Source organism: Kitasatospora sp. NPDC059827 (assembly GCF_042731675.1).
Taxonomy (GTDB): domain Bacteria; phylum Actinomycetota; class Actinomycetes; order Streptomycetales; family Streptomycetaceae; genus Kitasatospora.
In genome coordinates this window covers 132,918-143,170 of the sequence record NZ_JBHWIV010000012.1, presented here as the reverse complement: position 1 = coordinate 143,170, position 10,253 = coordinate 132,918, and the positions used below count along the sequence as shown (strand labels likewise).

Below are 10,253 nucleotides of genomic sequence, written 5' to 3'. Positions count from 1 at the left end.
CCAGTCCCGCCCGCCTCCCGAGGGGACCACCACCGTGAAGATCCACAAGACCGGCCGCACCAAGCGCTTCGCCCTCGGCAGCACCGTCGCGCTGACCGTCGCCGGGATGAACGCCCCGGCCGTCCTCGGCTTCGCCGGCGACCAGTACCACCAGTACGTGATCAACCGCCCCGAGTACAAGGCGCAGTACGGCCACTGGCAGACCCTGTCGCTGCCCGCCGCGTTCCGGGTCAACGCCGTCCACGCCACCCTGCTGCGCACCGGCAAGGTGCTGATCGTGGCCGGTTCCGGCAACGACGAGAAGCAGTTCAACGCGGGCACCTTCAAGAGCCTGCTCTGGGATCCGGCGAAGAACAGCTACAAGCTGATACCCACCCCCGCCGACATGTTCTGCGGCGGCCACGCCTCCCTCCCGGACGGCCGGGTGCTGGTGGCCGGCGGCACCCAGCGGTACGAGAAGCTGGACGGCGCGGTGAAGAAGGCGGCCGGCGTGATGCGGGTGCGCAACGAGAGCCCGGAGCGCGACCGCACCTTCCCCAAGGGCACCGTGTTCGTCGCCCCGAACGGCCGGGAGTACGCCAGCACCGTCCAGGTGACCGTCCCCGCCGCGACCAAGACCGGCGCCGGGAAGCAGACCGTCGTCACGGCCGGCGAGCAGCACGTGTTCGTCGAGGCGGTCGGCGAGGGCCGGGACTACGTGAGCGACTCCCCCGCCCAGTACCGGATCAAGGGGCTGACCGGCGTCGACGCCCACAACCTGTACGGGCAGAGCGAGAAGCTGACCCTGGACAAGCAGGACTACCAGGGCATCCGCTCCGCCTTCGAGTTCAACCCGGACACCGAGCTCTACGAGCAGGTCACCGACATGGCGCACGCCCGCTGGTACCCGACCCTCACCGGGCTGGGCGACGGCCGGGTGGTCACCGTCTCCGGCCTGGACGACACCGGGCTGATCCTCAACGGCAACGACAACGAGGTCTACGACCCGAAGTCCAGGACCTGGGCGAAGGCCCCCGACCGCTACTTCCCGACCTACCCGTCGATCTTCCTGACGGCGAGCGGCAAGCTCTTCTACTCCGGTTCCAACGCGGGCTACGGCCCCGCCGACAAGGGCCGCGAGCCGGGCCTCTGGGACCTGTCGACCAACGGCTTCCGGCCCGTCCCCGGGCTGCGCGACCCGAACCTGACCGAGACCTCCGCCTCGGTGCTGCTGCCGCCCGCACAGGCCCAGAAGGTCATGGTGCTGGGCGGCGGCGGGGTGGGCGAGTCCCCGCTGTCCACGGCCCGCACGGACATCGTCGACCTGTCCGCGCCCGAGCCCGCCTTCGTCCCGGGCCCCGACCTGCCGGCCGGCGGGACCCGCTACCTCAACAGCGTGGTGCTCCCGGACGACACCGTGTTCACCACCGGCGGCTCCAGCGGCTACCGCGGCCGGGGCGACAGCGACCTGCTCAAGGCCCAGGTGTACCACCCGGATTCCCGGACGTTCAGCACCGCCGCCGAGCCCACCGTCGGCCGCGACTACCACTCCGAGGCGCTGCTGCTGCCGGACGGCCGGGTCGCCGTCCTGGGCTCCAACCCGCTGTTCGCCGACAAGGCCGAGACCCAGCCCGGCGGCTTCGAGCAGCGCATCGAGATCTACACCCCGCCGTACCTGTACCACGGCGACCGCCCCGAGGTGACGGCCGCGCCCGCGGCGGCGAAGCTCGGCGGCACCGTCCGGATCGGCACCGCCCGGCCGGACGCGGTGACCACCGCCAAGCTGATCCGGCCCAGTTCGGTGACCCACGTGACCGACGTCGAGCAGCGCTCGGTCGCCCTGGACATCACCGGGCGCACCGCCGACGGGCTCTCGCTCACCCTCCCGGGCAACCCGAACCTGCTGCCGCCCGGCTGGTACATGCTGTTCCTGACGGACGCGGCCGGCACTCCGTCGGTCGCCCGCTGGGTCCAGGTCAGCGGCTGAGCGGACGCCCCCGGGCCGGGCCTCGCCAGACTTGCGCCGGGCCGAGCCGGGCTTGCGCCGGGCCGCGCGCGGCTCCGCTCAGCGCGCCGCCTGCGCCAGCCCGAGCGCGTACGGCAGCCAGAACTCGCCCGCCCGGGGCTCGCCGCGGCCGCACTCGCCGTCCGACTCCCCCGGGTTCTTGATCCACAGGTAGGCGTCGACCCCGGGCCGCCCGGTCTCGGTGGTCGGCGCCTCGCCGAGGGCCCGGCCGGGCGGGTTGCACCAGGACTCGGCGCCCGCCGAGCCGTTGCCGCTGCGGCTGGTGTCGATGACGAAGTGCTTGCCGCCGAGGGCGGCGGAGAGCCGGTTGCCGTAGTCCGCGTTCCGGTCGGTCGGGTAGAAGTTGGCGACGTTGACGGCGAAGCCGTCCGCCGCCGCGATGCCGGACTTGCGCAGCGCCGCGGCCATCTCGTCCGGGTCCTGGGCCCAGCCCGGGTTGCCCGCGTCCAGGTAGACCCGGACGTTCGGACGCTTCTTCAACTCCTGCACGGCGAAGGCCAGCAGGCCGTACCGCTCGGCGGCCAGGTCGCCCTTGATCCCGCAGGTGTCCAGGGTGTGGGCGACGGCGTCCGGCTCCAGCACCACCCAGGCCTTGCGGTCGCCGAGGGCCCCGGCGACGCCGGTGATCCAGGAGCGGTACGCGGCGGCGTCGGCGGCGCCGCCGGCCGAGTACTGACCGCAGTCCCGGTGCGGGATGTCGTACGCGACGAAGACGGCCGTCCGGCCCGCCTCGGTGGCCCGGCGGCTCACCTGGTCGGCGATCTCCCGGGCGCTCTGTTCACCGAGCCACTGGGAGGAGGGCTGGGCGGCGATCCGCAGCAGGGTGTCGGCCTCGGCCGCACGGCCCTGGCCGCGCAGCGCCGTGACCTGCTGGGCGGCGTTGGTGCGGTCGGAGACGTAGAAGGCCTGCCCGGGAAGCTGGTTGAGGCCCGTGGCGCCGGCCGCCGGAGTCGCGGCGGAGCCTCCGGGGGCCCCGGGCGCTCCGGATGCTGCGGAGGCTCCGGGTCCGTTCACCCCGCCGCCGCCCCCGCTACCGCACCCGGCGACCGTCAGCAACGCCAGACCCGCCGCCAGCCCGACCCACCGCATCGTTCCTACCCGTCCCACCCCGCGCACGTACCGCCCCTCCGAGCCGACTCCCACCCCCGTCGGACCGGTCCGGCGACCGGTCGGCACCAGCTAAGCACACCCGCCCCCGGCCGACGGCCGCCACCGGTGAACGACAAGTGGCCGTGGGCGGACGGGAATCCGAACCCCGCCCAGCCACGGCCACCTACGGCACGATCGCGCGTCAGCCCTGCTTGAGGTCCGGCACCCGCCAGTCGATCGGCTCGCCGCCGAAGCCGTCCAGCGCCGAGTCGATCTGCGAGAACGGGCGGCTGCCGAAGAACAGCTTGGCGGACAGCGGGGACGGGTGCGCGCCCTGGACCACCACGTGCTTCTCGGTGTCGATCAGCGGCAGCTTCTTCTTGGCGTAGTTGCCCCACAGCACGAAGACCACCGGCTCCTCGCGCTCGCTCACCGCCTTGATCACCGCGTCGGTGAACTTCTCCCAGCCCTTCGCCTTGTGCGAGTTGGCCTCGTGGGCGCGGACCGTGAGCACCGCGTTGAGCAGCAGCACGCCCTGCTCGGCCCAGTGCATCAGGTAGCCGTTGTCGGGGGCCGGGATGCCGAGGTCGGCGTCCAGCTCCTTGAAGATGTTGCGCAGCGAGGGCGGCGTCTTCGTCCCGGGCAGCACCGAGAAGCTCATGCCGTGGGCCTGGCCGTTGTCGTGGTACGGGTCCTGGCCGAGGACCAGCACCCGGACCTTCTCGTACGGAGTGGCCTGCAGCGCGGCGAACTCCTGGCCGCTCGGCGGGAACACCTCGTGCTCCGCGCGCTGGGCCGCCACGAAGGCCGCCAGCTCCGCGAAGTACGGCTTCTCCGTCTCGGCACCGAGCACCGCGCGCCAGGACTCGGGCAGCTCCAGCCCGCCGCCCTCGCCGGCCTCGACCACGCCCGCCTCGACCGTGTCCGTCACGACATCTACCTCCCACACCGCGGCTGCTGCGCCGCCCGCCCTCTTACACCCCGAACGCTACACAGCCCCACCGACAACTCACTCCACGGGCGCCGGGGCGGACACCGTCGCAGCGGCCGAATCCGACGCAGGGGCCGAACCCGAGGGGGAGACCGGGGCCGAGGGGGAGACCGGGGCCGCGGCGCCGCCCGAGGCCGCCCGAGGCCGCCCGCCCCACCCGCACGTGCTCCACCCCGTTGAGCGCCACCAGCAGCACGGCCAGCACCACCAGCACCACCAGGGCCGGCAGCCGCACCATCGCGGGCAGCAGTCCCAGCACCACCACCGCCGCGACGATCCGGGTGGTCGAGACCAGCCGGAACATCATCCAGCGGGTGTACCCGAAGGTCAGCAGGTACAGCCCGCAGCCGCCGTAGAGCAGCCCCACCGGTCCGGCGCCGAGCGCCCGCCACGGGTCCGCGACCGTTTCCTCGAAGCCGACCGCGACCCCGATCACCCCGGCCGCCAGGGCCAGGTGCCCGTACTGGAAGACCCGCCGGATCACGTCCCGCCGGGAGTCGGCGACCTCCACGGCGTGCCGCATCGCGTCCGCCGCGAACACGAAGTACTGCCACCACAGCCCGGCCGAGATGGTGAACGCGGCTGCCACGGCGGCCAGTTCGGCCGCGTCCAGCCGGGCCGCGGCGGCCGAGCCGCCGATCCCGACCACCGATTCGCCGAGCGCCACCAGCAGGAACAGCGCGAACCGCTCCGGCATGTGCGACGGGTGGTAGGCCACCTTGGCGAGCCGCCGCCGGAACACCAGCGGTGCGGCCAGGTCGCAGAGCGCGGCCGCCGCCCACAGCACCAGCCGCGGCCCGTCCGGCAGCAGCCCGCCGGCCAGCAGCAGCGGTCCGCTGACCAGCACGCCCGCCCCGTACGGACCGCGCCACACCCCCGGGACGCGCACCAGCAGGAGCAGCAGCACCACCCGGGCCAGCCAGTACGCGGCGCCCAGCAGCACGCCCCGGCCGCCGTACGCGCCCGGGACGGCGAGCGCCATGAACAGGCCGGCCAGTCCGACCAGCAGGATGCCCAGGCGGTCGCGCGGGTTGTCCACGTCGCGGATGTTGGCCTGCACGGTGGTGCCGACCCAGCACCAGTACACCGGCACGAACACCACCAGGGCGCGGACCAGGCCCGTCAGGTCGTGCTGGTGGTGCAGCAGCCCGGAGACCTGGGTGATCGCGAAGACGAACACCAGGTCGAAGTACAGCTCCGCCCAGGTGACCCGCTTCTCCGACTCCTCCCCGGCCTCGAACTCCCCGGCCGTGCCCCCAGCCGTCGTTTCCCCCGCCGTACTCATCCGCCCGGTCCTCCCCACGCGTACGGAACGAGCCCCGCCCCGGCGCTCGGCCGGGGCGGGGCTCGCGACTGCACCGCAGAGGTTAGACCAGCTCGACCAGGTCCGCGATCGACGTGACCACCCGGGTCGGCCGGTACGGGAAGCGCTCCACGTCGCCGGCGGAGGTCAGGCCGGTGAGCACCAGGATGGTCTCCATGCCGGCCTCCATGCCCGCGACGATGTCGGTGTCCATCCGGTCGCCGATCATCACGGCGGTCTCCGAGTGGGCGCCGGCGGTGTTCAGCGCCTCGCGCATCATCAGCGGGTTGGGCTTGCCGACGAAGTACGGGTCCACACCGGTGGCCTTGGTGATCAGGGCCGCGACCGAGCCGGTGGCCGGCAGCACGCCCTCGGTGGAGGGGCCGGTCTCGTCCGGGTTGGTGCAGATGAACCGGGCGCCCGCGTTGATCAGGCGGATCGCCTTGGTGAGCGCCTCGAAGGAGTAGGTCCGGGTCTCGCCGAGCACGACGTAGTCCGGGTTGTTGTCGGTCAGCACGTACCCGGCCTGGTACAGCGCCGTGGTGAGGCCGGCCTCGCCGATCACGTACGCGGTGCCGTTCGGGCGCTGGCTCTTGAGGAACTTGGCGGTGGCCAGGGCCGAGGTCCAGATGCACTCCTCCGGCACCTCCAGGCCCATCCCGGCCAGCCGGGCGCTCAGGTCGCGCGGGGTGTAGATGGAGTTGTTGGTGAGGACGAGGAAGGGCTTGCCGGACTCCCGCAGCCGGCGGAGGAACTCCTCCGCCCCGGGGATCGGCGTGCCCTCGTGGATGAGGACACCGTCCATGTCGGTCAGCCAGGACTCGATGGGCTTGCGGTCTGCCACGTGCGTGTCTCCCGGAATGTTGCAAGTCTTGCGGTGGGGCCCTGACGCGCCACAGCCTAATCCGCACGGATGGCCGGGGACAGAACGTCCCGTCCAACGGGACGCGACGGCCGCCGGACGCGACAGCCGCCGGACACCCCGGCCCCCGGGCCGAGAGCGAGGCAACGGGAAACCGGGAGCAAAGGGGCACCCCGTGATTGAGTGGGCCGTATGAACCCGCTGACCGCCCCCCGCCCCCTCCGCGTCGGCCTGATCGGCTACGGCCTGGCCGGCTCCGCCTTCCACGCCCCGCTCATCGCCACCACGCCCGGGCTGCGGCTGGACGCCGTGGTCACCGCCAACCCGGAGCGCCGCGAGCAGCTGCGCCGCGAGCACCCGGACGCCCGCGCCGTCGACACCCCCGAGCAGCTGCTCGCCGACCCGGACGCGCTGGACCTGGTGGTCGTCGCCTCGCCCAACCGCACCCACGCCCCGCTGGCCCGTGCCGCCCTGCGGGCCGGCCTGGCCACCGTGGTGGACAAGCCGCTGGCCGGCACCGCCGCGGAGGCGCTGGAGCTGTGCCGGCTGGCCGAGGAGCGGGGCGTCCTGCTGTCGGTGTTCCAGAACCGGCGCTGGGACGGCGACTTCCTCACCGCGAGCCGGCTGGTGCGCGGCGGCGCGCTCGGCCGGGTGCACCGCTTCGAGTCCCGGTTCGAGCGGTTCCGCCCGAAGCCCAAGCCGGGCTGGCGCGAACTCGCCGACCCGGCCGAGGTCGGCGGCACCCTGTACGACCTGGGCAGTCACCTGGTCGACCAGGCGCTCACCCTGTTCGGGCCGGTCGAGACGGTCTACGCGGAGATCGACGTGCGGCGGGACGGCGCGGTGGTGGACGACGACGCCTTCGTCGCCCTGACCCACGCCTGCGGCACCCGCTCGCACCTGTGGACCAGCGCCATCACCCCGCTGATCGGCCCCCGGCTGCGGGTGCTCGGCGACACCGCCGGGTACGTCAAGCACGGCATGGACCCGCAGGAGGCCGACCTGCGGTCGGGCCGCCGCCCGGACGGCACCCACCCGTGGGGCGCCGACCTGCCCGAGCACCACGGCACCCTGGGCAGCGACGGGTCCCTGATCTCCCTGCCCACCGACCCGGGCGACTACCCCGCCTTCTACGCCGGCATCGCCGCCGCCCTGGCCACCCCCGGCACCCCGCCCCCGGTCGACCCGCGCGACGCGGTGGCCACCCTCACCGTCCTGGAGGCCGCCCGCACCTCCGCAGCCACCGGCCGCACGATCCGGCTGGGTTGACCACCTCCCGGCGGCGGCGGGCGCGCCCTCACACCCCGATGACCTCCACCGCCGAGCCCAGCCCCCGGAAGTCCGCCACGTTGCGGGTGTACAGCGGCAGCCCGTGGGCGGAGGCGACGGCGGCGATCATCAGGTCGATCCGGCGCGGGCGCGGCTGCCGTCCGGCGGCGATGGTCAGGGTGACGAGGGTCCCGTAGCGGGCGGCGGCGGCCGCGTCGAAGGGCAGCGGGTCGAAGTCGGCCATCGCCGCGCCGAGCACCTCCAGCCGGGCCGCCCGGCTGATCGGGTCGCGGGCCATCGAGACGCCCTGCTGGAGTTCGGCGAAGGTGATCGCGGTCAGCTCCGGCACAGCGGGCAGGTCTCCGGGGTTGATCAGCGCCAGGTCGATGTACACACAGGTGTCGAGCACCCCGGCGGGCCGCCGCCGGGACGCCCTCCGGCGCTCAGCCACGCCGCCGCTCGAACGGGTCGTCGCCCTCGTCCCCGACGAGCTCCTCGGGCCCGAAGTACTCCTCGGCCTCCTTGCGCATCTCCTGGTAGTCCACCCGCGGCAACTTCACGTGCCGCGCCACCAGCTCCTCCGCCGTGAGCCGCCGCCGCCCGGACACCGGCCGCAGCTCCGCGACCTCGACCCCGTTCCTGGTGATGTGGAAGGTCTCACCGGCCTCCACCGCGTCCATCACCGCGGCGGAGTTGTTCCGGAACTCCCGCTGGGTAATCGTCCTCATGTCATCCAAGGTAGCCCCGCGTAGCACCGACGGCTACACCCCGCGCGTTCACGGATTCACGCCTCGCCGCCCCGGTCGATCGGCTACGTTCGAACACCGATCGAGCACGCAGAGGGGGGCTCCTCGCCATGACCGGCACCGATGAGAAGGACCAGAACCCCTGGCTCTACGGCCAGGACGCTCCACCGGCGACCGTCCTGCCCCGCCCCACCGGTCCGTGGGCGGGCGCCGTCGGCGCGGGCGCCCCCGTCCTCGTGCAGCCGGGTGTGCTCCAGCAGACCGCCGGCGAAGCCCGGCGGCTGCGTGGCGAGCTCAAGTCCTCCGTCACCCGCGTCGAACCGGACACGGTGGCGGCCGTCCAGGCCCTGGCCGAGGGGTGGGCCAGCGGGCCCGCCCTGTCCCAGGCGCTCACCTGGTGGAAGGCCCGCTGGACCAGCCTCGACAACCGGCTTGGCCTGACGGCCGACCGCCTGGACACCACGGCACGCAGCTACCACGCCACCGACGCCTCCGCCGCCACCGCCTTCAAGGGGCCGTGAACCATGGTGTCCTTCGCCCAGCTCCGCTCGACGTCCTTCGAGTCGCTCGACCACGCGGGCGACATCTGGACCGGCCCCTCCGGTCATCTGGAGCACCTTGCCGGCCAGGTCCGGTCGGGAGTCCTGCACCCGCTGACGGGTGGGAGCGGCGGGCCCTACGCCCAACCGTCCGGCAGCCGGCCCTGGACCGGCGCGGCGGCCGACGAAGCGACCCGGGAAGTCGGTTTCCTGGCCGACGAGTTGGCGGCCTTCCACTTCGAGGCCCTGGCTGTCTCCGCAGCTCTGCACCGCGCCGGCAAGGCCTTCGCCGAAGCCAGGAGGAAGCTGCTCCGCGCGATCGGCGACGCGGAGGCCCTGGGCGCGACCGTGGCCGCCGACGGCTCGGTCACGCTGCCCGGACTCTCCCGCGAGGAGCGGAACGACCCCGAGACGGTGGCGTACCAGAAGCGGAAGTGGGACGAAGTCCAGCAGTACGTGCAGGTCATGACTGCGGCCGTGGCGGCGGCCACCGAGGCCGACGGTGCCGTGGCCGCCGCCCTGCGCGCGCTCAACCCGGAGGAGGTCGACCCGGCGACGCATCCCGACGGGCTCCGCAACGCCCGGAGGGACCTGGAGGCGGCTGCGGGCATGCCGAGCAACCCCGACGACCTGAAAGCCTGGTGGGCAGCCCTCGACCCCGCCGTACGGGCCGGGCTGCTCGCCTCCGACTCACCGAAGCTGGTCGGGGCGGGGATCCTGGGCCCGACCGACTACGAGTGGTCGAGAGCGGACGAAGGAGCCGGGCCGTGGAAGGTCCGGGAGCCGGGCCTGCACGAGCAGAACGTCCGGGCGACGGCCCTCGCCCTCGTCGCCGGCGGCTCACTCGTCGGCTACCCGGATGCCTCCGTCAACATGGCGCACTACCTGGACGGCACCGGCACGCCCCTCACCGTGGATGTCGACCGCATGCTCGGCGACGACGCCGGCTTCAAGGCGGACGCGGGCGTCCAACTGGCCGCCAACACGGCCCAGTGGCGGCAGGCCGCGTTGGACGCGTTCGAGAAGTCGGGAGGGGCTCCGGTCTCCGTCCCCGTGGAGAGCCCGGTCGCCCACCGCACATTCGGTGACCGCAACTGGTACCTGGCGGTCGGGAGTCATCCGTACCTCACGTCCGGGGTGGTGACGGCCGTCCCGGGGCCGGACGGGAAGCCCCGGGTCTCCCTGCAGTACCAGGTCAACGTCTGGGACCGTTACAACTGGGACCCGGGCAAGAGCACGCCGATCGCCGGTACGGACGTCACGGACGCCGACATGGCGAGCCTGCACCGGACCGGGCTGGCCAAGGAGTACGACATCGTCGGCAGGACCCGGCCGGTCACCGTCCGGCTCGACGACGGGGAGGGCGGTCCCGTGAGCGGCACCGACCTCCAGGGGGCCGGGGGGCCACGCGGGGGCGAGGCCGTGAGGCGGGGACGGTGAGGCGACGGC

At 73.5% G+C, this 10,253-nt stretch carries 10 protein-coding genes; 4 read left to right on the top strand and 6 right to left on the bottom strand.

Annotated features, from left to right (window positions below):
• Positions 1-34: 34 nt before the first annotated feature.
• Positions 35-1,966 (top strand): galactose oxidase-like domain-containing protein, encoded by a 1,932-nt coding sequence (locus ACFV8H_RS10895; RefSeq protein WP_380398403.1) that lies wholly within the window; start codon positions 35-37, stop codon positions 1,964-1,966.
• Positions 1,967-2,044: 78 nt separating this feature from the next.
• Here the strand turns inward: ACFV8H_RS10895 and ACFV8H_RS10890 are convergent, their stop codons facing one another.
• The 4 genes from ACFV8H_RS10890 to ACFV8H_RS10875 all read right to left on the bottom strand — a co-directional run bounded on the left by ACFV8H_RS10890 (position 2,045) and on the right by ACFV8H_RS10875 (position 6,232).
• Positions 2,045-3,019: a glycoside hydrolase family 6 protein gene (locus tag ACFV8H_RS10890; RefSeq protein WP_380398401.1), complete on the bottom strand. Its 975-nt coding sequence runs from the start codon at positions 3,017-3,019 to the stop codon at positions 2,045-2,047.
• A gap of 277 nt (positions 3,020-3,296) precedes the next feature.
• On the bottom strand, positions 3,297-4,025 hold the full coding sequence (locus ACFV8H_RS10885) for a uracil-DNA glycosylase (protein WP_375883267.1): 729 nt from the start codon (positions 4,023-4,025) through the stop codon (positions 3,297-3,299).
• Positions 4,026-4,068: 43 nt separating this feature from the next.
• The gene (locus ACFV8H_RS10880) at positions 4,069-5,370 is read right to left on the bottom strand and encodes a low temperature requirement protein A (RefSeq protein WP_380398399.1); all 1,302 of its coding nucleotides are present in this window, start codon (positions 5,368-5,370) and stop codon (positions 4,069-4,071) included.
• A gap of 82 nt (positions 5,371-5,452) precedes the next feature.
• Positions 5,453-6,232, bottom strand: coding sequence for an HAD-IIA family hydrolase (locus ACFV8H_RS10875; protein WP_380398397.1), 780 nt, complete (start codon positions 6,230-6,232; stop codon positions 5,453-5,455).
• A 210-nt stretch (positions 6,233-6,442) separates the two neighbouring features.
• Here ACFV8H_RS10875 and ACFV8H_RS10870 point away from each other — a divergent pair, with 210 nt between their 5' ends.
• A complete protein-coding gene (locus ACFV8H_RS10870; protein WP_380398396.1) occupies positions 6,443-7,519 on the top strand; it encodes a Gfo/Idh/MocA family oxidoreductase in 1,077 nt (358 codons plus the stop codon).
• Positions 7,520-7,547: 28 nt separating this feature from the next.
• On the opposite strand, the gene ACFV8H_RS10865 is transcribed toward ACFV8H_RS10870, so the two are convergent.
• Both ACFV8H_RS10865 and ACFV8H_RS10860 read right to left on the bottom strand, forming a co-directional pair.
• On the bottom strand, positions 7,548-7,970 hold the full coding sequence (locus tag ACFV8H_RS10865) for a type II toxin-antitoxin system VapC family toxin (protein ID WP_380398394.1): 423 nt from the start codon (positions 7,968-7,970) through the stop codon (positions 7,548-7,550).
• Complete coding sequence (locus tag ACFV8H_RS10860; protein WP_360240707.1) at positions 7,963-8,247, bottom strand: type II toxin-antitoxin system prevent-host-death family antitoxin; 285 nt, start codon at positions 8,245-8,247, stop codon at positions 7,963-7,965. Before ACFV8H_RS10860 ends, ACFV8H_RS10865 begins: the two co-directional genes overlap by 8 nt.
• A gap of 128 nt (positions 8,248-8,375) precedes the next feature.
• On the opposite strand from ACFV8H_RS10860, the gene ACFV8H_RS10855 reads away from it, so the two are divergent.
• Positions 8,376-8,786: a hypothetical protein gene (locus ACFV8H_RS10855; protein ID WP_380398392.1), complete on the top strand. Its 411-nt coding sequence runs from the start codon at positions 8,376-8,378 to the stop codon at positions 8,784-8,786.
• A gap of 3 nt (positions 8,787-8,789) precedes the next feature.
• A complete protein-coding gene (locus ACFV8H_RS10850) occupies positions 8,790-10,244 on the top strand; it encodes a hypothetical protein (RefSeq protein WP_380398391.1) in 1,455 nt (484 codons plus the stop codon).
• Positions 10,245-10,253: the final 9 nt, after the last annotated feature.

What these genes read in the sequence shown, in the direction of transcription:
- ACFV8H_RS10860 (WP_360240707.1), bottom strand. Translation starts at nt 8,247, where the DNA reads ATGAGGACGATTACCCAGCGGGAGTTCCGGAACAACTCCGCCGCGGTG.
- ACFV8H_RS10870 (WP_380398396.1), top strand. Translation starts at nt 6,443, where the DNA reads ATGAACCCGCTGACCGCCCCCCGCCCCCTCCGCGTCGGCCTGATCGGC.
- ACFV8H_RS10855 (WP_380398392.1), top strand. Translation starts at nt 8,376, where the DNA reads ATGACCGGCACCGATGAGAAGGACCAGAACCCCTGGCTCTACGGCCAG.
- ACFV8H_RS10850 (WP_380398391.1), top strand. Translation starts at nt 8,790, where the DNA reads ATGGTGTCCTTCGCCCAGCTCCGCTCGACGTCCTTCGAGTCGCTCGAC.
- ACFV8H_RS10880 (WP_380398399.1), bottom strand. Translation starts at nt 5,370, where the DNA reads ATGAGTACGGCGGGGGAAACGACGGCTGGGGGCACGGCCGGGGAGTTC.